At 44.3% G+C, this 19,959-nt stretch carries 24 protein-coding genes and 1 tRNA gene; all 25 read right to left on the bottom strand.

The window, feature by feature from the left end:
- Window positions 1-20 precede the first annotated feature (20 nt).
- The 25 genes from trpC to ASG93_RS29700 all read right to left on the bottom strand — a co-directional run bounded on the left by trpC (window position 21) and on the right by ASG93_RS29700 (window position 19,941).
- Window positions 21-818: an indole-3-glycerol phosphate synthase TrpC gene (gene trpC / locus ASG93_RS29815; RefSeq protein WP_056838091.1), complete on the bottom strand. Its 798-nt coding sequence runs from the start codon at window positions 816-818 to the stop codon at window positions 21-23.
- A complete protein-coding gene (trpD, locus tag ASG93_RS29810) occupies window positions 808-1,848 on the bottom strand; it encodes an anthranilate phosphoribosyltransferase (protein WP_056838089.1) in 1,041 nt (346 codons plus the stop codon). Before trpD ends, trpC begins: the two co-directional genes overlap by 11 nt.
- A gap of 27 nt (window positions 1,849-1,875) precedes the next feature.
- The gene (trpE, locus tag ASG93_RS29805) at window positions 1,876-3,423 is read right to left on the bottom strand and encodes an anthranilate synthase component I (protein WP_056838087.1); all 1,548 of its coding nucleotides are present in this window, start codon (window positions 3,421-3,423) and stop codon (window positions 1,876-1,878) included.
- Between the two features lie 289 nt (window positions 3,424-3,712).
- Window positions 3,713-4,099 carry a chorismate mutase gene (gene aroH, locus ASG93_RS29800; RefSeq protein WP_047674202.1) on the bottom strand — a complete coding sequence of 129 codons (387 nt, stop codon included), beginning with the start codon at window positions 4,097-4,099 and terminating at the stop codon, window positions 3,713-3,715.
- Window positions 4,100-4,102: 3 nt separating this feature from the next.
- Window positions 4,103-5,197 (bottom strand): 3-dehydroquinate synthase, encoded by a 1,095-nt coding sequence (aroB, locus tag ASG93_RS29795; RefSeq protein ID WP_056838085.1) that lies wholly within the window; start codon window positions 5,195-5,197, stop codon window positions 4,103-4,105.
- A 1-nt stretch (window position 5,198) separates the two neighbouring features.
- A complete protein-coding gene (gene aroC, locus ASG93_RS29790; protein WP_056838083.1) occupies window positions 5,199-6,362 on the bottom strand; it encodes a chorismate synthase in 1,164 nt (387 codons plus the stop codon).
- 227 nt (window positions 6,363-6,589) lie between these two features.
- Window positions 6,590-6,754 carry a hypothetical protein gene (locus ASG93_RS36030; protein ID WP_164484213.1) on the bottom strand — a complete coding sequence of 55 codons (165 nt, stop codon included), beginning with the start codon at window positions 6,752-6,754 and terminating at the stop codon, window positions 6,590-6,592.
- A gap of 73 nt (window positions 6,755-6,827) precedes the next feature.
- On the bottom strand, window positions 6,828-7,610 hold the full coding sequence (locus ASG93_RS29785; RefSeq protein WP_056838081.1) for a CheR family methyltransferase: 783 nt from the start codon (window positions 7,608-7,610) through the stop codon (window positions 6,828-6,830).
- A gap of 126 nt (window positions 7,611-7,736) precedes the next feature.
- Window positions 7,737-8,180 carry a nucleoside-diphosphate kinase gene (gene ndk / locus ASG93_RS29780; protein ID WP_056838079.1) on the bottom strand — a complete coding sequence of 148 codons (444 nt, stop codon included), beginning with the start codon at window positions 8,178-8,180 and terminating at the stop codon, window positions 7,737-7,739.
- Between the two features lie 124 nt (window positions 8,181-8,304).
- Complete coding sequence (locus tag ASG93_RS29775) at window positions 8,305-9,282, bottom strand: polyprenyl synthetase family protein (RefSeq protein WP_056838077.1); 978 nt, start codon at window positions 9,280-9,282, stop codon at window positions 8,305-8,307.
- Window positions 9,279-10,142 (bottom strand): menaquinone biosynthetic enzyme MqnA/MqnD family protein, encoded by an 864-nt coding sequence (locus tag ASG93_RS29770; RefSeq protein ID WP_056838074.1) that lies wholly within the window; start codon window positions 10,140-10,142, stop codon window positions 9,279-9,281. The genes ASG93_RS29775 and ASG93_RS29770 overlap by 4 nt, the downstream gene beginning before the upstream one ends.
- Entirely contained in the window at window positions 10,123-10,734 is a 612-nt protein-coding gene (locus tag ASG93_RS29765; protein ID WP_056838073.1) for a UbiX family flavin prenyltransferase, read from the bottom strand. Before ASG93_RS29765 ends, ASG93_RS29770 begins: the two co-directional genes overlap by 20 nt.
- The gene (locus ASG93_RS29760) at window positions 10,731-11,606 is read right to left on the bottom strand and encodes a UbiA-like polyprenyltransferase (RefSeq protein WP_056838071.1); all 876 of its coding nucleotides are present in this window, start codon (window positions 11,604-11,606) and stop codon (window positions 10,731-10,733) included. Before ASG93_RS29760 ends, ASG93_RS29765 begins: the two co-directional genes overlap by 4 nt.
- Window positions 11,607-11,613: 7 nt before the next feature.
- Complete coding sequence (locus ASG93_RS29755) at window positions 11,614-12,363, bottom strand: demethylmenaquinone methyltransferase (protein WP_056838221.1); 750 nt, start codon at window positions 12,361-12,363, stop codon at window positions 11,614-11,616.
- Between the two features lie 19 nt (window positions 12,364-12,382).
- Window positions 12,383-13,249 (bottom strand): heptaprenyl diphosphate synthase component 1, encoded by an 867-nt coding sequence (locus ASG93_RS29750; RefSeq protein ID WP_056838068.1) that lies wholly within the window; start codon window positions 13,247-13,249, stop codon window positions 12,383-12,385.
- A 95-nt stretch (window positions 13,250-13,344) separates the two neighbouring features.
- Window positions 13,345-13,878, bottom strand: a complete 534-nt coding sequence (locus tag ASG93_RS29745; RefSeq protein ID WP_056838066.1) for a hypothetical protein — start codon at window positions 13,876-13,878, stop codon at window positions 13,345-13,347.
- A 123-nt stretch (window positions 13,879-14,001) separates the two neighbouring features.
- A complete protein-coding gene (gene mtrB / locus ASG93_RS29740; protein WP_056838064.1) occupies window positions 14,002-14,250 on the bottom strand; it encodes a trp RNA-binding attenuation protein MtrB in 249 nt (82 codons plus the stop codon).
- A gap of 78 nt (window positions 14,251-14,328) precedes the next feature.
- Window positions 14,329-15,255 (bottom strand): phosphatase PAP2 family protein, encoded by a 927-nt coding sequence (locus tag ASG93_RS29735; protein WP_056838063.1) that lies wholly within the window; start codon window positions 15,253-15,255, stop codon window positions 14,329-14,331.
- A 96-nt stretch (window positions 15,256-15,351) separates the two neighbouring features.
- Window positions 15,352-15,425, bottom strand: a tRNA-Pro gene (locus tag ASG93_RS29730).
- 155 nt (window positions 15,426-15,580) lie between these two features.
- Entirely contained in the window at window positions 15,581-15,853 is a 273-nt protein-coding gene (locus ASG93_RS29725) for an HU family DNA-binding protein (RefSeq protein WP_029193008.1), read from the bottom strand.
- A gap of 247 nt (window positions 15,854-16,100) precedes the next feature.
- A complete protein-coding gene (gene spoIVA / locus ASG93_RS29720; protein ID WP_029193007.1) occupies window positions 16,101-17,579 on the bottom strand; it encodes a stage IV sporulation protein A in 1,479 nt (492 codons plus the stop codon).
- A gap of 301 nt (window positions 17,580-17,880) precedes the next feature.
- Complete coding sequence (locus tag ASG93_RS29715; RefSeq protein ID WP_056838061.1) at window positions 17,881-18,630, bottom strand: hypothetical protein; 750 nt, start codon at window positions 18,628-18,630, stop codon at window positions 17,881-17,883.
- Between the two features lie 23 nt (window positions 18,631-18,653).
- The gene (locus ASG93_RS29710; protein WP_056838060.1) at window positions 18,654-19,001 is read right to left on the bottom strand and encodes a 2Fe-2S iron-sulfur cluster-binding protein; all 348 of its coding nucleotides are present in this window, start codon (window positions 18,999-19,001) and stop codon (window positions 18,654-18,656) included.
- Window positions 19,002-19,032: 31 nt separating this feature from the next.
- Window positions 19,033-19,620 carry a hypothetical protein gene (locus ASG93_RS29705; RefSeq protein ID WP_056838058.1) on the bottom strand — a complete coding sequence of 196 codons (588 nt, stop codon included), beginning with the start codon at window positions 19,618-19,620 and terminating at the stop codon, window positions 19,033-19,035.
- A 27-nt stretch (window positions 19,621-19,647) separates the two neighbouring features.
- Window positions 19,648-19,941: a 2Fe-2S iron-sulfur cluster-binding protein gene (locus ASG93_RS29700; RefSeq protein WP_056838056.1), complete on the bottom strand. Its 294-nt coding sequence runs from the start codon at window positions 19,939-19,941 to the stop codon at window positions 19,648-19,650.
- Between the last annotated feature and the right edge of the window lie 18 nt (window positions 19,942-19,959).

Genomic DNA, 19,959 nt, shown 5'->3' with positions numbered 1-19,959 from the left:
TTCGCCTCTTTCTCCTTCAACTACTTCGCCCTTTGAACCCTCGTACCCATCAGATCATGAACGGCCTGCTCAACAATAGGTTGTCGCATGAAATGCTCGCCGATTAAAACGGCTTGAGCACCAACTTGCTGTAAATAAGCCATATCTTTGACAGTAGAAATGCCGCTTTCACTGACGACAGTTTTCCCTGCCGGAATGAATTGAATCAGTTCCTCAGTTGTGCCTAAGTCGGTAACAAATGTTTTCAAATTTCGATTGTTGATGCCAATCAATTGTGTATTCAGTTCCAATGCACGTTCCAGCTCTTCACGATCATGGACCTCAACGAGTGCATCTAGACCAAGATCACTAGCTAGCTTCAGATACTGCTTCATTTGATCAGTCGTTAAAATGGCAGCAATCAGCAAGATAGCATCAGCGCCAATCAAACGCGCTTCATAAATTTGCTTCGGATCAATTGTGAAATCCTTACGAAGCAATGGCACGTTCACCGCCTTACGAACTGCTTTCAAGTACTCGTTACTGCCTTGGAAATAGTCCACATCCGTCAGAACGGAGATACAATCGGCGCCGGCCTTTTCATAGGCTTCCGCTAACATAACCGGTTCAAAATCATTGCGAATCAACCCTTTGGACGGGGAAGCCTTCTTTACCTCGGCAATCAAACCCATAGCACGGTTTTTCCGTGTAGTTAACGCTTGTTCAAAGCCTAAACAAGGTGGCAGGTCCGAGATTAATTTCTCAGCATCCTTGATCGAAAAGCTACTCATCGCTTCAACCTCTGCCCGCTTGGTGGCAACAATTTTATCAAGAAACATGGCATAGTTCTCCTGTATATTGGATTAATTCGTTCAATTTATGTTCTGCACGACCGGAATCAATGACATCAGCCGCTAATTTCACACCCTGTTGAAGGGTTCCGACTTGCCCAGTTACATAGAAGCAGGCTGCTGCGTTTGCAAGTACGATATCGCGATAAGGTCCCTTCTCACCAGCAAAAATATGACGAATGATTTCTGCGTTTAAGATTGCATCTCCACCCGCTACATCTTTGATGCTATGAGCGCGTAATCCAAGATCATCCGGAGTAATCATATAAGTGCTAATGGTGTTCGCCTTTAGTTCCGTTACTTTCGTAGGTGCCGAAATGCTGAATTCATCCAAACCGTCCTCGCTTGCGACAACCAAAGCACGTTTCAGTCCAAGAGCTTGCAGCGCTTGCGCAATCAGTTCGGTCTTCGTGCTGTCGAATACACCAAGCACTTGACGGTCAGCGCCCGCTGGATTGGTTAACGGGCCGAGCAGGTTGAATACGGTTCTGAAGCCTAGCTCGCGCCGCGGTGCAGCGACATGCTTCATGGATTGATGGTACGCTTGGGCAAACATGAAGCAGATGCCTGTTTTGTCTAAGCATTTAGCCGCTTGTTCACCGCTTAACGTAATCTTCACGCCAAGAGCTTCAAGGACATCTGCGCTCCCGCTTTTGCTCGACATCGCCCGATTGCCATGCTTCGCTACGCGAATCCCACCAGCAGATGCGACGATCGCTGCCGTTGTGGAGATATTGAACGTCTCTGCGCCATCTCCGCCTGTTCCGCATGTATCTAGCAGATCATTCTGCAGTACGTCGACCTGAACGGCTTTGCTGCGCATCGCTTCTGCGAAGCCCGTAATCTCCTCCAGCGTCTCTCCCTTGATTCGAAGTGCTGTAAGCAGACTGCCGATTTGAGCCTGAGTCGCAGCACCATCCATAATTTCTGACATGATGCCGCGCGCTTCCTCACGTGACAAATGAGTACCGCTAATGACTTTCCCAAGCGCTTGCTGTATATGAATAAGTCCCCTCATGACTAGAGTCTCCTCTCCTTCTCTCCCTTAAGAGTTAACAAAATAATCTTTGTTAATATCGCTAACTGGTCTAGGCTCAGGGCTGAACATGGCCTCTGCCATCCGAATTGATTTAAGCAAAGCCGTCGCTTTATTAACCGTCTCTTGGTATTCACTTTCAGGAACAGAATCCCATACAATACCGGCTCCGGCTTGCACATAGGCTTTGCCATTTTTGAAAATAATCGTACGGATCGTAATACAAGTGTCCAAATTCCCCGAAAAGCCTAGGTAACCAATCGCTCCGGCATAAGCACCGCGAGATTCTGGTTCCAACTCAGCAATAATCTCCATAGCTCTCAGCTTCGGCGCTCCAGACACCGTACCTGCGGGCATACAGGAAAGAAAAGCATCGAAGAAATCTTTGTCTTTTGCAATTTTACCAGAAACGTTTGAGACGATATGCATGACGTGTGAATACCGTTCAATGTCCATGAAAGTATCGCACTTCACAGTTCCGAATTCCGATACACGCCCGATGTCATTACGACCTAAGTCAACCAGCATCAAGTGTTCAGCGCGTTCTTTCTCATCTGCGAGCAATTCTTTTTCCAGAGCAAGATCTTCTTCTGGCGTCTTCCCTCTAGGTCTTGTACCTGCAATTGGACGCGTCTCTACCTTTTCTTCTTCAACGCGAACCAACAGCTCTGGCGATGTACCCACAATGACTTCATCATCCATTTTGAGCACATACATATAAGGAGAAGGATTCATCGTACGCAGTACTCGATACACTTGCAGAGGCGAAACAGTCGTTTCCATTTCAAAACGCTGCGACAACACGACTTGGAAAATATCACCGGCTCTAATGTATTCCTTCGCTTTATTCACATTGGCAATATACTTTTCTTTCGTGATGTTGGATCGAATATCGCCAAGATCCGGTTCAGTCACAATCGGATTGTGAGTCATCGTCTCGGAGCCAAGCGGACGCTTGATCTTCTCGATTGTGGCATCGATTTTCTCACAAGTCGCATGATACGCTTTTACAATGTCAGCATCTGTTGCAAAAGGTTGTACATGCACATTGGCAATTACTTTGATCTGCTGTTTGAAATGATCGAAAACAATGACTTGGTCGCAGAACATGAATTGAATGTCATTCATTTGTAAATCATCAATTTGATGAGCGGGGAGATTCTCATAGTATTGAAGCAAATCGTATCCGAAGAATCCGACAGCACCGCCTGTAAAACGCGGCAAGTCCGCAAGCTGAGGACTGGAGTAGGATCTCAGATAGGCTTTCAACACATCGATTGGTTTCTCGTCTGAAACCTTATTCTCGGTTTGTGTTTCAACCATGGTTTTCCCATGCTTCGCTTTAATCATCAAGAAGGGATCGCTGCCGATAAAGGAATATCGGGCCCATTTCACGCCGCCCTCAACACTTTCTAAGAGGAATGCGCGCGGTTCTTGGTAAAGATGTTGAAATACACGTATCGGGGTTTCAGTATCTGCTAATAAATGACGCACGACAGGAATGAGATTATAATCTTTAGCCAAACGAATAACTTCTTGAATTTCAGGTGTATACATGGAAACATCCCCTCTCAGCTTGTGCGACTCGTCGATATTAGCGGTGCACAAAACTCTATTCGAATACAAAAAAACCTCTACCGAAGTAGAGGTTGACTTTAGTTTCAGTAGAAGTTCAAGAAGAATATGATAAAAGAAGCCATGGCTGCGTATGAACAAACAGACGCCCTCGAATAGAGTCGCTCTTCTCTTCATACAAACCTATGTTACCTTTTCTCAACTCAACTGGGCTAAGCTCTACTCGACTAAATGCTTCTCTACTTACCTAAACTCATCTACTCACACTATACTACCGTGTTGCTTCATTTGTCAATTTAACAATATCAGGACGCAGCGCCTTAGCTTCCTTCAAATAAATATGGTTGATCTCAGCTTGGCTCTTGGTTGTGTTCACCTGCACCATTAATCGGATACATTTGGGCAGTGAGTTCTCAACAGGAACTTCCAGTGAACACATTAATGGGACTAGTTCCCAACCGATCATCGTGCGGATCGCCCGAGCTGGGAATGTAGCCGTAATATCCTCTGTTACTGTAATGAAAACGGAACAAATATCTTCAGGACGAAAATCATTGGCCTCTACAATTGCTGCAAGCAGTTCACCAGTAGCGGTTAAAATCTCCTGAGCCTCATTGTGTTCAACCGTCGTCGCTCCACGAATTCCCCTTAAGAACATCGGCTAACTCTCCCCTTTTAAAAGCTCAACAATTTGTCTGACTTGTTCTACCGTTACATCCTTACGGATTTCTACTTTGCCGATTTCCGTCGGGATAATGAAGACCATTGTGCCTTCTTTGAATTTCTTATCATGCATCATCGCGCTCATAATGCTATCCGTATCCAAATGAGACGGAATACTGACGGGTAATCCGTATTTCTCGAATAGCCCCTTCGTCACAGTAAGGATGTCCTCGGCATAACCGAACTGCTGAGCTAACTTAGCAGCCCCCACCATGCCGATTGCAATTGCTTCACCATGCAGCAGCTCGCCATAGCCGGCGACTGCTTCCAAAGCGTGGCCAATCGTATGGCCGAGATTCAAGATAGCACGCAAATCATTCTCGCGCTCATCTTGGGATACAACGATAGACTTGACTTTACAACCTATGTAAAGCGCATAACTGAGCGCTTCCGGATCTAAGGCAAGCAGCTTCTCCGCATTGTCATCACACCATTGCGTAAAGGCAGCATCCCAGATCAAGCCATGCTTGATCACTTCGGAGAGGCCCGCCTTCACCTGGCGGGGCGGCAAGGTTAGAAGCAAGTCGATGTCGAAGAGAACGAGCTCGGGCTGATGGAACGCCCCGATGATGTTCTTCGCCATCGGATGGTTGACCGCGACCTTGCCGCCGACGGAACTGTCGTGGGCAAGGATCGTTGTCGGGATCTGCACGAAGCGGATCCCGCGCATAAAGCTCGCCGCAGCGAAGCCGGCGAGGTCGCCGACCACGCCTCCTCCAAGGGCGACGATCGCAGAACTGCGATCGAGGCCCGCCTGGAGGGCGGCGGTGACAATTCCCTCGAGCTGCGCGAGGGATTTGGAGGTTTCGCCTGCGGGCACGACGCAGGCCGTGGCGGCGAAGCCGCCCTCGCGGAGCAGCGTCATGACGCGCTCCAGGTGCAGCGCAGCCACCGCGTCATCGGTGACTACGAGTATTGGCGACTTGCGGCTAAGCTTCGCCCGGTCAAACAGAGCCGTGATATCGTTAAGAATGCCTTGGCCGATATAAATAGGATAAGACCGTTCTCCAAGATCTACGGTGAGCTCTCTCATATTAGTAGCTCTCCACTTGGGCTAAGAAATTGGTTAAGTTCGCACGAATTTCCTCGATGGAGTCGCCTCCAAATTTGTCCAAGAAAGCATTTGCTACTTCCCAAGCAATTACATTCTCCATAATTACTCCTGCAGCTGGAACCGCACAAGTATCAGAACGTTCCACTTGAGCCGTGAATACTTCCTTCGTATCAATATCTACGCTTTGCAGCGGCTTGTAAAGAGTTGAGATGGGTTTCATGACACCGCGAACGATGATTTGCTCACCCGTTGTCATTCCGCCCTCGAATCCGCCTGCGCGATTCGTTCTGCGACTAAAGCCATCTTCTTGTGTGTATAAAATTTCATCATGAACATTGGAGCCTCTACGCTCTGCAGCCTCGAAGCCGATTCCGAATTCAACACCTTTGAAGGCTTGAATGGAAAGAACCGCTTGGGCGATTTTACCATCCAGCTTACGATCCCATTGTACATGGCTGCCAAGTCCTACAGGAACGCCTTCAATAATAACTTCAACGATCCCGCCAAGTGTATCGCCATCTTCCTTGGCTGCGTCAATCGCGGCGATCATTTTCGCTTCAGCCTCTTTATCAACCACGCGTACCGGAGATTCTTCTGTGATGCGAATAAGATCATCGACTGGAAGCTCTTGACGCTCTACTTCTACATCACCGATACGGATGACTTGTCCTGCTACTTTAATGCCGAACTCAGCCAACAATTGGCGTGCTACAGCTCCTGTTGCTACACGCATCGTCGTTTCACGAGCACTTGAACGCTCAAGAATGTTGCGCAAATCTTTTTGATTATATTTGAGTCCGCCGTTTAAATCCGCATGTCCCGGACGAGGACGGTTTACACGGCGCTTGCCTTCATTATCCTCTTCTACGGGCTCAATCCCCATTACCGTAGTCCAATGCTTCCAGTCGTTATTTACAACAACTAGCGCGATTGGAGCTCCTGTAGTTTTACCATGGCGTACTCCGCCTGCAATGGTCGCTGTATCTTTCTCAATCTGCATCCGACGACCGCGGCCATAGCCTTTTTGACGTCTATGTAATTGGAAGTTCAAATCTTCAAAGTTTAGAGTTACATTACTTGGAAACCCTTCAATAATCGCAGTCAGCTGCGGGCCATGCGTTTCACCTGCTGTTAAATATCTCACAATCTGTTACCCCCTATGAGTTTTGCGAAGCATCACAAGCTTCGTAAGCATACACTTTTGAGTTGTTGCTTTTTATTAAACACTTTAGCGCTTTGACGCGCGATTATCTTTTGTCATTATAGTATAGGTACTCAGGTTTGGCAACAGCACAAACGCAAAAACACGCTTCGCACGTAAGGGAGAATCCCCTTAGCGAGAGCGTGTCTACATCTAGTCATGAGCAAAGATTACCCGTGCATAGGCTGCTTTTGGACGACTCTTGGGAGTTCGGAGAGCTGTGGATCATTCATGAGACCCACGATTTGTGACGTGTCGACTCCCAAAATCTGCGCACATTCCTGAATGGAGATCATTCCCCTGCGATAAGCGGTAATCACTTTGCGTTTGTCCATAATTGCCTCCTAAGCGTATTGCCTTAGCAATAACTTGCATCGTACATCTTAGTATTGGAATTAATGGAAGAACTTATACACCCTTCTTGCGATAAAAGAAAGTATCCGCCGGTTCTAGATCATATTGCCCTGGGGAGAAAATTTGCTCTGTAGAACCAACGAACAGTAATCCACCTGGTTTCAGCGCTTTAGAAAATTTCTGGTACAAGACATGCTTTGCTTCTTCCGTGAAGTAAATGATCACATTACGGCAAACGATGAGATCATACCCCGTATCAAATGTATCGACAAGCAGGTTTTGCTTTTGAAATTTAATGGATTTTTTCAGCTCGTCCGTAATATGATACATCATTTGTTCTTGTCTGAAATATTTCTTCGCATACTTTTCAGGCACATCTCGCAATGAACGATCAAGATAGATCGCTTTGCGTGCTTTTTCCAAGGCTCCATCGTCGATATCCGTCGCATGTAAATGAGCTTCATGAAGCGCTCCTTGTTCTGCAAGAATCATCGCTAGCGTATAAGGCTCTTCCCCTGTCGAACAAGCTGCACTCCATACTTTTAAGCGTCTGTTCTTCTTCAACATCTCGGGTACAAATTTCTGCTCAACGAGCTCCCAACGATTCGGATTCCTCCAAAACTCAGAAACATTAATCGTCATACGATCCAAAAATTCATAGAATAGCTCTTTATCCTTCATCATCGCATCAAAAAAAGCGACAAACGTATTATAACCGCGTTTCATCCGTAAAGTTGTCAGACGTCTTTTCATTTGCGCTTCTTTATAGAGAGCAAGATCAATGGACGTGTGCTCTTTTACTTTTTTAATAAATAACAAAAAATCTTGATCTTCCATGCTGTCCACCCACCTAGGTCAATTTCTGTTGATATACATTCTGTAAGCAAATGCCAAAATCCTTTATAATACGACAAAAAAAGAACCCGCATCCATTAAGATGTCAGGTTCTTTGATTTTATTGAACTAGATCCATTGTTGAATGACTTTATTGTATTCAAAAAGCTCGTCCGATTTAAAGAAATTGCTAATTTCCCTCTCAGCGCTTTCGGGTGAATCCGAACCATGAATGAGATTTAAATGCGTATGTACGGCAAAGTCACCACGTATTGTTCCTGGAGCGGCTTCAAGAGAATTCGTTTTCCCAATCATCGTGCGAGATAAAGCTATGACTTGTTCCCCTTGCCACACCATCGCAAATACAGGTCCGGACGTAATAAACGTCACAAGTCTTTCGAAAAAATCCTTACCTTTATGCTCTGCATAGTGAAGTTCGGCCTGCTCTCTCGAAATAACAGTTAGTTTACTGCCGATTAATTGAAAACCCTTCTGTTCAAAGCGCTTTACGATTTCGCCTACAAGGCTGCGTTGAACGCCATCCGGTTTAACCATCAAGAATGTTTTTTCCATGTGAGGACTTCCTCCTTATAGTTTCCGTAAGAAAACTTTTGCATAAACTTACCTTTGGTCAATCTATGTATTCTCCACTAGTTTACACTTTTTGTCAGCTTTTCTCAAATCGAAGAACAATACATTAATAAGAACGATTTCCGATAAAATGTGCAATTTCAATAAGATCTTTCTTGGCTTGTATATTTGGCAGCTTGTCCAGAGCAGCTAATGCCTTATCCATATACTTCTGAGAAAGTAACTCTGCTTTATTTATTCCTTCACTGCTGCGGATCATATCCAAGAATCGACTGACATCGGTTTGTCCATCCAACTTATGTATACGGTCTAGTTCCGACAAAATGAGCGGTTTCAAGGTTGGATCCTGCATCGCGAACAGGACAGGTAGCGTAACGTTTCCTTGTTTGACATCGCTGCCCGGCGGTTTCCCTATTTGCTTTTCCGTACCGATTAAATCCAAAATATCATCGCGTATTTGAAACACCATACCTACGTTATAGCCAAAAGCATACAGTTTGCTGCTTATCCAGTCGGGTGCATCCGCTGCCATCGCTCCTAATTGGCATGAAATGGCAATTAACAATGCTGTTTTACGTCTAATCCGTAATAAGTAATCTCGTATTGTTTGTTCTGAGCGGAAAAAGAAACGAATTTGTTCCATTTCCCCAATCGACATCTCCACGATTGCTTTGGACATAATTTGATGGACTGCCGGCTTATGAATTTGAGTAATGACTCCTAAAGCTTTGGCAAAAATATAATCGCCTGTGAACATAGCAATCCGATTATCCCACTTGGATCGGACCGTCAGTTGTCCGCGTCTTGTGTTTGCATCGTCAATCACATCATCATGAACAAGCGATGCCATATGAATGAGCTCTAGCGGTACTGCGACGTGCTTCATCGTTTGCAGCTGATAGCTCCCAAACTCACCTGAAAGCAGAACAAAGACGGGGCGAATCCGCTTCCCTCCCGCTTTCAGTAGGTGCATTGAAGTTTCACGAAGCATTGCATGATCTGTATACACGCTTTCTTCGAGCTCTTTTTCAATTGCAGCTATATCCTTTTTCTTTCTTGTATAGATTTCCATTAAATTTTTCATTCCGTCACCCGTGCGTTTTTTTTCTCTGACCATAACCCAATGCTTACCGGCTTTGGCAGGAAACCAAGCTCATAGCAGTACTTATAATACATTGCTAGACCTTCCCATTGCTCCGATCCAAAATCATAACATAGCGTATGAAAATAATGATGCCAATATTGAGATGTCCCGCCTACTGAACTCTGTGCCTCGAGTATCATCTCTTCCGGATTTTTGTGTGCCTTGGCTTTACTTGCCATGAAGGCCTCAAACGCCGCTGCAACTAATTCCGGATACTTCTGGGTTGTCTCTTTACGAATCGCCCATACGGCGAATGACATCCATTGTCCGGTCCATTTGGCCCATTCTTGCCCAAGATCCGTAATCATATACGTTTTATTGCGCCAACTCTCTTTAATTGCATCGTCTCCGATCAATAAAGCCCCGTCTGCTTTTTCCATCATCACTTCTAAATTGGGTTTCGCATATTCATAAGTCGGATTCCCATTATAGAATTTCTGGAGAATGATTTTGAGTAAATTCACCGATGTAGCTGAGGTTGTTGGCAGCACAATATGACCATTCGCTATTTCGCGTAACGGCTTTTCATGGAACAGCAGAATGGAATTCACTTCTCCATAGGCGCTAACGGAAAGATCTGGATAAAGCACGTAATTTTCAAAGGATTCTCCGTAAGCAAAGGAAGAAATGGGCCCCATATCAATGTTCCCAGCAGCCATTTCTCGATTCAGTGAGGTTGGGACTTGTTCAATAATGTCGACCTCTGAGCTGTTCATTAGTTCGGGAAAATAATAGTAGATCGGCCAGACATTTGTATAATTAATCCGGCCAATTCGAATTTTAGGGTCTAGGTTGCTCATTGTTATCTCCCCATCTTCGGTACAAGGAATGTTCAATGTCCATGCTGTCCAGCACTTTACCCACCAAAAAATCAACCATCTCATCGAGTGAGCGCGGACGATTATAAAAGGCTGGCATAGCCGGAAGCATGCGTACGCCCATTCTCGACAAGGTTAACATGTTCTCCAAATGTATGGCGTGCAATGGCGTTTCCCTTGGAACCAGGATTAATTTTCTTCCTTCTTTGAGCATGACATCGGCTGTTCGCTCCAATAAATTATCGGATGAACCATGTGCAATCCCGGATAAAGTTCCCATTGAGCAAGGAATAACAACCATGCCCTTGGTCCGAAAAGAACCACTGGCCACGGTTGCCCCAATATCAGTAATTGGATGATAGTTAAAGGAACCTGCGCGCCCGCCAAAATGTTCCTGCAGCATCTCTTGACGTTTGCTTGCGTTCCAATCCAATTCATCATGCAGCACTCTCCAGCCTGCATCCGTAATGATTAGATGTACACTTAAACCTTGATCCAGCAGTACTTGGCTGAGCCGCACCCCATAGATAGCACCACTAGCTCCAGTAATTCCTACTACCCAATTGCCGCTCATGAATGCTGACTCATTAGCACATCAAGTAAGGTGAAGGCAAACATCACTAAGCTCAGTACACCGTTCATTGTGAAAAACGCAGTGTTCAATTTGGACAAGTCTTGCGGTGAGACAAGTCGATGTTCTTTATACAAAATAAAATAAGCGATAACCAGTCCAATTAAATAGAACCAACTCAAATGAGTAATGAAAAACAATGTGACCAAACCAACGGCCGTAAGAACATGCAGGACACGAGCGGTATTCAAGGCAGCCTTGATCCCGAATCGGCTTGGCAAGGAATGAAGACCTTCATTCCGATCAAACTCTGCATCTTGACAGGCATAAATCAGATCGAAACCAGCGCTCCAACAAACTACTGTCAAATAAAAAATAATAGAAGACCATGTAAATTGACCGGTTACAGCAACCCAGCCACCGAGTGGAGCTAGCCCTAATGTCAAACCTAATACAAAGTGGCAAGTCCATGTAAATCTTTTGGTGTAGGAGTAAAAGACAAGAAAAAACACTGCAATTGGCAGCAGTTTCATGGATAAAGAGCTTAATTTAGAGGTTGCCCAGAAAAGCATTGCAAACGAAATAATAATATAAATAATAACCTGTTGAATAGAGATAAGCCCCGCAGGTATGGCTCTATTCTCTGTCCTTGGATTTCTTTTATCAATGGCTTTATCAATTACACGATTCAAGGCCATCGCTGCCGTTCTCGCTCCAACCATAGCTAGCGTTATCCAACCGATCTGGGCCCAGCTAGGCAAATGTCCATTTAATACGACTGAGCCTAGAATGGCTCCCATGAAAGCAAAAGGCAATGCAAACACACTGTGCTCAAATTTAATCATTTCCAAAAATATTTTCAATTTAGTAAACATATGCTGACTACACTCCTGATTTCGTTTTCCCCTTGGTACCTATATGTAAAGCTGCAACTCCGCCTGTTAATGGGTGCGCCTGTACATGTTCCAATCCTTGGTTCGTAAAAATAGCGGCTAACTGTTTATGATCCGGAAAATGGATCAGTGATTCAGGCAACCACTTGTACTGCTCGTACTTCTTTACAATTAGCTTGCCCAAAAAAGGCAGGACACGTTGAAAATAAAAATAATAAATGGACTTGAATGGCTGCCAAGTTGGCTTAGAGAGCTCTAAAGACACAACTAGCCCTCCTGGCTTAACGACACGCTGCATTTCACGGATGACCTGCTCCAAATCGGGAACATTACGAAGAGCGAATCCTATCGTTGCATAATCAAACGTATTGTCGTCAAACGGAAGACTCATCGCATTGCCTTGAATCAGCTCAATCTGCTGATCCAAGTGAAGCTGCTTGATTTTCTCTGCACCGTAATCCAGCATGTTTTGGCTAAAGTCCAGCCCAACCATCTTACCGCTTCCACTTGCCTGAGCAAGACTGATCGTCCAGTCACATGTGCCGCAGCACAGGTCAATAGCTGTTTCCCCAGGCTGCACGTTCATCTTCTTCATTGTAAATTTACGCCATGCTTTATGCCTACGGAAGCTTAGGATACTGTTCATAAGATCATATTTGGGTGCAATACTTTCAAAGACAGAGTGAACGAATTCCTCTTTGGTTTTGGTTGTATTCGTTTTGGTATTTGTTTTTGTCATATTCATCTTGGATGTCACCTCAAATTTCTTCTAGCACTTTGGGCTGCTTCGCTGAGAATCGAAGAAACGGCTCCCCAATGTGAAACAGTTCACTTATTAGTTTATCCGATTCAAGTTGCTGTACTTTGGACTGTAATTGCTTGGTGTGGGATTCCAGCATCTGATAAAGCTGAGAAGTAATATTATATTTATGAATGAGTGTTCGAAGTCTGGCTTGATCGGATTCTTCCGTGTTGAGCTGCTTCCGTTCTTCTTTCGTACCATGCTGCAGAATGTGCCAGAATCCCCAGCTGTCCCTGAAATTCGCAGCAGATTCAATGCGGAAAATTTCTTCAAATATGACCTCACACTTTGCATAGCTTCTCAGAATATCAGGCCATGCTTGATCATACACCTCAGTCATAAATTCAGAGAAAGACAAAAAGAGCTGAGATTTAATTTCCACAGTTAGGTGGATGTAATCTTCTGCCGTCAATTTCAATTGCTTCATTTTCATGTAGATATTCATCTTGAGTCGATTGACTTCACAGATTGCATTCGACAACTGCTTAATCATCTCGATCTGGCCTGCCTGAGCTAGGAGATTGTAAAAGCGGGAACTGAAATAATCCCCTGCAAGAACTTTTAGCTGCCTTGATCTTGCTGCTTTTTTCTCTTTGACCTCATTAGAAGCTGTAACCAAATCGTGGGTATCGAGCGCTAGTTGAACAAGCGACGTAGCTAGCGTATACAACTCGCTTGAAGAACTATACTTACTGTTTCCGTTCAAGAATGCAAACAACAGACGTGTGCGAAGCTCCGGAAAATCGGGCAAGTCTGTGTGATTTTGAATCATATCATACTCTGTGTATTGCTTAGCGATCTCTGGGATCCGATAAGAATTCATGCAAAAGCCTCCGTAACCGTGTGCCAAATCATTTATGTTCAAATATGCTCAATTCAAGTCATTATATCATAACACGTAAATAGACGCACATTTAATTATAAGGGATATCTTTGCTGCCATTTAGAGGTGTATGTGATACGAAAACGGTTTTGTAATTGCTGTTCAAGTTGAATAAGGCTGAGTTCATTCGCATTCTTCTCCATATCTTTCCCATATTCACGCTCTGCAACCATCGCCAGCACAAGCTGTGTAGCCGATGAATCTGTAACGCCCGAATAATCGATGACGCGAACCCATATTTGATTTACATTTTTCGTTTTCGTGATCATGGTTTGTGCAATTGTGTACAAATCTCGATAAACAGCTGCTGAATCTGCGTTTTTCGGTAAGCTCAAATCAAGGGACATGCGGGAGTTGCTCAGCTCGACCTTGCGAATGCGCAGCTGAAGTGGGACTTGAACCAGTAAATCTACCATATTATTATTTGTGAGCTCTCCTGCGCGATTGCTTGACCAATTATAAGGCGAGCCTAACCCTGTGGAACGATCCATCTTTGGAAGCAAAGATAGACAGACGACCATAATAATAGATAGACCTAAAGTCATCACAATACGCATCGACCATTTCATGAACAAGCACCTCCTACACTTTGAGAGCACAAAACGAAATAACTACACATTCGATTGCTCCAAGCCCTATACACCATTCTACAAAGAAAAAAAGCAGGCTATGCCTGCTTTAACAATTATAAATTATTCTTCTGTGTCAATCGTACCGTACTTGGTCATAATAATCGCCTTGCCTCTTACCTTTACCGCGGATGTATGCTCCGTGAACTGAGCAATCATGACTTCGCCCTTGTCCAACTTCTCTGTATGATGAAAGCGAGTATCTTGACCACGCGTTAAACCAATAACATGTACACCATTATCCTTGGCTTTAATAACGAAATATTCATTACCGTTCGTATTCGGATTATTCGATTTATTCGATTGTTCCATTTTCATCCTCCGTTCCTGCCCTAAACTACAATCCTAACCTTCATGATGCCAAAAAAAGCATCGGGAAGTCAACCAACCTTAAACAGTTATCTCATTGGAGGCAGCTTTCGTTCCCTTTTGGTAAAATTTCTTAAATGTCGTTGGCAGCATGTTCTTGGATCCTATCCGAATGAGTAAATCAGATAGCTTGACCGTGCCATATGCAAATAACATACCCGCGAATACATCGATCAGCCAATGAATTTGTAAGTACAAAGTTGAGAAAATGATTGCCGCGCAGTATGTGACCATCATCGTTTTGAATATACGGTCCTTTTCTCGCAGGGCGAGAAGAAGCATCGCAAAAGAGATGGATGTATGCATACTAGGGAAACAGTTCATCGTAGCGACAAGTAAAGAGTTTTCATCTGTAAAAACGCGGTGTAGTAAATCAGGCTGCTTATTCACATACCAGACTTCATGCAACAAAATTACATTGTAAAAGGGCAAAATCAGCGGGAATTGCAGCATGTGGCCGGATAAAGCATAAGAAAGCATTTTTTTAATACTGCGTGTCCAGAAGCTCCGCACAATGCAGATCCACAAAGATAAGACAAAGCCGTAGTTATAAATCCAAACCATAGCTTTATCTAGAAAAGGGGATGCAATCCATCTCGCCCATCCGCCCGTATTCAACGGAATTGCGTTCATATACGCATCCCAATGCCATGGATGGCGGTTATTCTCAAACATCCAATTGGCGATTCTCCACCAGAAACCATTTCCAGTCCCATAGAAGTAATAAAATACACCTAGTAAAGGAATACCAAAAAGGAAGAATCGTTTCCAATCCACGTCAACTTGGTCTTTGCGGATACCTAGCAAACAAATTAACAGCAGGATCCAACATTCCTTACTCCAATTCCCAACCGTACCGATGCGCCAAACCAAGTAAATAGAAGCGATAATGCCAAACATCGTCCAGTCTTGCGAATTCACGAGCGCGTTCAGTTTCAACTTATTCAAGACCGTTCCCCCTACATCTTCTAAGAAGTACTATCTGTTTTGGAACAAGTCTCTTCATGAGAAAAAGACATCGGACTTTCGATGTCTTTTTCATAATCGGAGTAACACGATTCGAACGTGCGACCTCACCCACCCCAAGGGTGCGCGCTACCAGGCTGCGCCATACCCCGTTTATAGCTCAGGTTTACTTATTCACTTTTGTAATTATAGTAGGAGATTTTGGAATTGTAAAGGCATTTTCCAATACCAATAAATAAAGCCGCGACAGCTGTTAAGCGGTCACGGCTTTGTTGTTATATAACGTTCAATAGTATGTAAAACGCGATTATTGAATGCCATCCTTAAGTGCTTTACCAGGTTTGAAAGCTGGAATTTTGCTTGCTGGAATTTCGATTTCATCACCAGTCTGTGGATTGCGTCCTTTACGAGCAGAACGTTCACGAACTTCAAAGTTACCGAATCCAACTAGTTGTACTTTATCCCCGCCTTGCAGCGCTTCGGAAATTGCATCAAAAACAGCATCAACTGCTTTAGTTGCATCTTTCTTGGAAAGCTCAGAGGTTTCAGCAACCTTGTTAATCAATTCAGATTTATTCATGCCATTCACCTCCCCCCAAGATTTCTCACTTCCGTTACTTCCTGTTTTCACCGTTTCTTCAGAAAATATACATTATCCAATGAAAAATCGTTGATTTTCTTAGTAAAAATGAACTTCGAAAGCAGACGAATAAATTTATAGTAATACACTCCGACAGCAATTTCAAGTATCGTTTTCCAATTTATGTGGGTAATTATGCTATTTAACGACAAAAAACACTCTTTTGAGTGTTTTTTTGTCTGCATTTTCATAAAATTATAGCAATTAAACCGCCAGATCCTTCGTTAATAATTCGGCCAAGTGTCTCTTGCAGTTTATAACGAGCATTGTCCGGCATCTGGGCAAGTTTCCCTTGAATCCCCTCACGAACAATCGAATGAAGCGATCTTCCGAATATATCGGACTCCCAAATTTTAAGCGGATTATCTTCGAAATCCTGCATGAGATAGCGGACAAGTTCCTCACTTTGCTTCTCTGTACCGATAATTGGCGAGAACTCCGACTCTACATCCACACGAATCATATGAATAGACGGCGCTGTAGCCCGTAAACGGACACCGAACCTTGATCCTTGACGGATTAACTCCGGCTCATCCAAAGCCATCTCAGCGAGCGTTGGAGGCGCTATGCCGTAGCCTGTTGTTTTCACCATTTCAAGAGCTTCGGCGAATTGATCATATTCTCGTTTCGCATGCGTGAAATCCTGCATTAGCTGAAGCAGATGATCCTTGCCGCGAATTTCTACCCCGACAACTTCGACCAGTATGCGGTCGTATAGCTCATCAGGCGCAAATAAGTCAATCTCCGCTACACCCTGCCCCATATTAAGTCCGGCCAAAGCGGCTTTATCAATGAACTCATAATCGCCGAATTGACTGACGACACGATCAACGTCGCGCAGACGTCTAATATCTTGAACCGTATCACGTACGGAAGCTTCGAATTGGGTCCGCAGCCAATGATTCTCGTCCAGAACCATCACCCAGCTTGGTAAGTTCACGTTCACTTCATGAACAGGGAACTCGTAAAGCACTTCGCGCAGCACAGAGACCATTTCCTCTTCGCCTGCGCTTGCAACACTCATTGTCACAACAGGGACGTCATAGCGGCTTTGCAGCTCGCTGCGCAGCTCGAGCGCAGGCTCACTATTCGGTTTCTGTGAGTTAATGATGACAATGAATGGTTTGCCAACTTCTTTCAGCTCATTAATGACTCTTTCTTCTGCCAACACGTACGAAGACCTCGGAATATCAGAAATCGTACCATCGGTAGTAACAACAACACCGAGTGTCGAATGCTCCTGAATGACCTTGCGTGTTCCGATTTCAGCTGCTTCCTGGAATGGAATCGGTTCATCGAACCAAGGTGTATTAATCATCCGCGGTCCGTTCTCGTCTTCATAGCCTTTGGCGCCATCGACTGCGTAACCAACACAATCAACAAGGCGAACATTCACATTCAACCCTTCGGCCACCGAAATCTGGACCGCCGTATTCGGTACGAATTTCGGCTCCGTTGTCATAATCGTGCGGCCAGCAGCGCTCTGCGGGAGTTCATCGGTAGCCCGGATCCTATCCGCTTCACTTTGAATGTTAGGAAGCACTACAGATTCCACAAAACGCTTTATAAAGGTTGATTTTCCTGTCCGGACCGCTCCGACAACCCCCAGGTAAATGTCCCCTCCCGTTCGTTCTGCAATGTCCTTAAAGATATCCACTTTCTCCAAGAGAATCCCTCCTACAGTTTGGTCGTCAACTGACTTTGTGACGGTAACAATTGACTACTCGTACATTCATTTGGACTAGTAAGAAATATATGTACTTTCGATAGAAATATGATAGATGCGTATAATCTTTTTTTGCCGCTCATATTTTATGAAGCACATACGGCTTTCCTTATAGAACCATATTTAGGGGACCTTGATACTAGATCAAAGTCTCACACATTGAAAAAATATATGATTGACTTGTAGAGGTTATTCTGAAAATATAAAAAAACCTCTTACAGATTTCTGTAAGAGGTAGCGTCTATTGTCTATTCTGTGGCATAGGCTGATTATTTTGCCATAAATACGGGTAGCTGCGTATAGGCACGAAATACGATTTATTCACGAGAATCTCTCGCAAATCCTGATCAGACTTCAAAGAGCTTCCTAACGAATTGCTTTGGATCAGCTGCATAATGTCCATTGCATAATCAATCGCTACATCACCTGTTTGCTTGTTCACCAAATAAGATATGAAATTTTGGCGATTGTAAACGGACTTGATCTCGGGAGATTTCATGCCAAGCTTATCAAAATCAACATAGTCAAAAGCTTCATTAATAGCAATGCCCGGGGGCAGGTTACCATCATGCTTCACTTTATAGTCATTGATTTTCTTCTGAACGTCTTCCACACTTTGATAAGCAGATATATCCATCAACTTAACCAATGGCTTTGTTTCCACATCGACCAGCACGTAGATAAATATGCCGCCGCTTTCGAACGCATTTGCCGGAACCGTACTCAACAAGTTCGTTTTTTTCAATTTGCCAAAATCGATCACATATTTCTCATAAAGAGGTGTTGTCATCTCACTATTCTTAATCGGAAGAACGCCGCTCTTCTCGTGGTAGAGATCAATAGCCTGCTGAACAACCGTAATAAACTCAGCCGGATTCATTTGATTCTCTTTACGCATTTCCTTAGGATAAGCACAACCACTGAGAAGCAGAACTAAACAAAGAGTGATAACTAACCATCTACCGTGTAAAAGGTTTCGAGCTATTTTCACGACATAATCATCCTACCTTTTTTCTAAAATAAATCGTCTTCTTCAGCCTGCCTCGCTAGTTGAGCACGTATGGCTGCCTTAAGAGGATCTTCTGGCACCGTTACCTGTACAGAGCCAATTACACGGGCTTGACAAGCAAGCCGAAAGCCCTCATCAGCCTGAGTGCCTAGCTTTAGCCGCTCATTCACATTCATAGGTGCAAGGCCGTTAGGATCACTAACCTTGACCTTACACATAAGGCAAGCCGCCTTGCCATCACAACGGGTACGTATGTGAACTTTAGCTTTGCGCCCTGCATCCAGCAAGGTCATTCCCGGTCGAACGCTTATTTTTTTGTCATCGGGCCAAAAATGTACTTCTGATGCACTCATCGTGTCCACCTTCTGATAGGCTATCTTCCTGCTATTTGTTTGAATCTATCAACCGCTCAAGTTTCCGCTCAAACTCGCTTCCCCAGCTGTTTCTTTGCATTAAATCGCTTAGCGCCTGCATATGCAGCTCTGGATAAGCTTTCATGGTTTTCGCAATAGCCTCGTAGCGATCAGGACGATTACGAAGTAAATTAAAGAGGAGTTCATGAGCTAACGGCATCAATTTAACTTCCTGTTCGTCAATCGTGACAGAATGGCTATGATTTTCCCAAAGATACGAAGCTTCCACCTGGTAAGAAGAATGCAGGGCATTAACTCTGAAATCACCAACTACTTCCACAGCATTCCCACCGATAAGATAATGACTTAGGATTGAAGCATAGATGGGGGTTTCACTATAAATCGGTGCATCCACCGAATAATCTAATAAGGAATTATGTACAGCATTTACATCGTTGTCATCTACATACATGTCCAAATCTCTTGGACTTCTTCCAATTTCTACATTTTGTAAAAGCAGTCCGCAGCTTCCACCGATGAGCCATCGTACGTCTGGAACTTGCAATAATTGTGTATGGATGGTTGTAATCGTTGGTAGTAACGGCTCCAGCAGGACCAAGATGCCCACACCTTTCAGGCAGATATTTTAGAAATAAGGTTTATGCGTAACGGAAATGTCACCGGATTGCTTCACTACGCACTGGCAAGCTAACCGGTATCCCTGCTCGATCTCCTCTGGCTCCAAACGGCTCTCTTCTTCATCTGAAGGCAATGACAGCAGTTCTCGGCCTGAAGCCACATAACACCTGCATCTGGCACAAGTACCCCGTGTACACGAAAATCCCCAATCCAAATCTTCTTTGAGCGCGTGGTCGAGAATCGTTAATCCGGTAACCGACTCTATCGTTTTCTGCGTTTTGCGCGTTTTCAATTCTAACATCGATATCTCGCCTCCAGA

Origin of the sequence: Paenibacillus sp. Soil787 (genome assembly GCF_001429545.1) — a bacterium.
GTDB lineage: Bacteria > Bacillota > Bacilli > Paenibacillales > NBRC-103111 > Paenibacillus_E.
The sequence above is the reverse complement of the archived record's forward strand: the minus strand, read 5'-3'. Positions and strand labels throughout refer to the sequence as shown.

What these genes read in the sequence shown, in the direction of transcription:
- trpC (WP_056838091.1), bottom strand. Translation starts at nt 818, where the DNA reads ATGTTTCTTGATAAAATTGTTGCCACCAAGCGGGCAGAGGTTGAAGCG.
- trpD (WP_056838089.1), bottom strand. Translation starts at nt 1,848, where the DNA reads ATGAGGGGACTTATTCATATACAGCAAGCGCTTGGGAAAGTCATTAGC.
- trpE (WP_056838087.1), bottom strand. Translation starts at nt 3,423, where the DNA reads ATGTATACACCTGAAATTCAAGAAGTTATTCGTTTGGCTAAAGATTAT.
- aroH (WP_047674202.1), bottom strand. Translation starts at nt 4,099, where the DNA reads ATGTTCTTAAGGGGAATTCGTGGAGCGACGACGGTTGAACACAATGAG.
- aroB (WP_056838085.1), bottom strand. Translation starts at nt 5,197, where the DNA reads ATGAGAGAGCTCACCGTAGATCTTGGAGAACGGTCTTATCCTATTTAT.
- ASG93_RS36030 (WP_164484213.1), bottom strand. Translation starts at nt 6,754, where the DNA reads ATGGACAAACGCAAAGTGATTACCGCTTATCGCAGGGGAATGATCTCC.
- ASG93_RS29785 (WP_056838081.1), bottom strand. Translation starts at nt 7,610, where the DNA reads ATGGAAGATCAAGATTTTTTGTTATTTATTAAAAAAGTAAAAGAGCAC.
- ndk (WP_056838079.1), bottom strand. Translation starts at nt 8,180, where the DNA reads ATGGAAAAAACATTCTTGATGGTTAAACCGGATGGCGTTCAACGCAGC.
- ASG93_RS29775 (WP_056838077.1), bottom strand. Translation starts at nt 9,282, where the DNA reads ATGAAAAATTTAATGGAAATCTATACAAGAAAGAAAAAGGATATAGCT.
- ASG93_RS29770 (WP_056838074.1), bottom strand. Translation starts at nt 10,142, where the DNA reads ATGAGCAACCTAGACCCTAAAATTCGAATTGGCCGGATTAATTATACA.
- ASG93_RS29765 (WP_056838073.1), bottom strand. Translation starts at nt 10,734, where the DNA reads ATGAGCGGCAATTGGGTAGTAGGAATTACTGGAGCTAGTGGTGCTATC.
- ASG93_RS29760 (WP_056838071.1), bottom strand. Translation starts at nt 11,606, where the DNA reads ATGTTTACTAAATTGAAAATATTTTTGGAAATGATTAAATTTGAGCAC.
- ASG93_RS29755 (WP_056838221.1), bottom strand. Translation starts at nt 12,363, where the DNA reads ATGACAAAAACAAATACCAAAACGAATACAACCAAAACCAAAGAGGAA.
- ASG93_RS29750 (WP_056838068.1), bottom strand. Translation starts at nt 13,249, where the DNA reads ATGAATTCTTATCGGATCCCAGAGATCGCTAAGCAATACACAGAGTAT.
- ASG93_RS29745 (WP_056838066.1), bottom strand. Translation starts at nt 13,878, where the DNA reads ATGAAATGGTCGATGCGTATTGTGATGACTTTAGGTCTATCTATTATT.
- mtrB (WP_056838064.1), bottom strand. Translation starts at nt 14,250, where the DNA reads ATGGAACAATCGAATAAATCGAATAATCCGAATACGAACGGTAATGAA.
- ASG93_RS29725 (WP_029193008.1), bottom strand. Translation starts at nt 15,853, where the DNA reads ATGAATAAATCTGAATTGATTAACAAGGTTGCTGAAACCTCTGAGCTT.
- ASG93_RS29710 (WP_056838060.1), bottom strand. Translation starts at nt 19,001, where the DNA reads ATGAGTGCATCAGAAGTACATTTTTGGCCCGATGACAAAAAAATAAGC.
- ASG93_RS29700 (WP_056838056.1), bottom strand. Translation starts at nt 19,941, where the DNA reads ATGTTAGAATTGAAAACGCGCAAAACGCAGAAAACGATAGAGTCGGTT.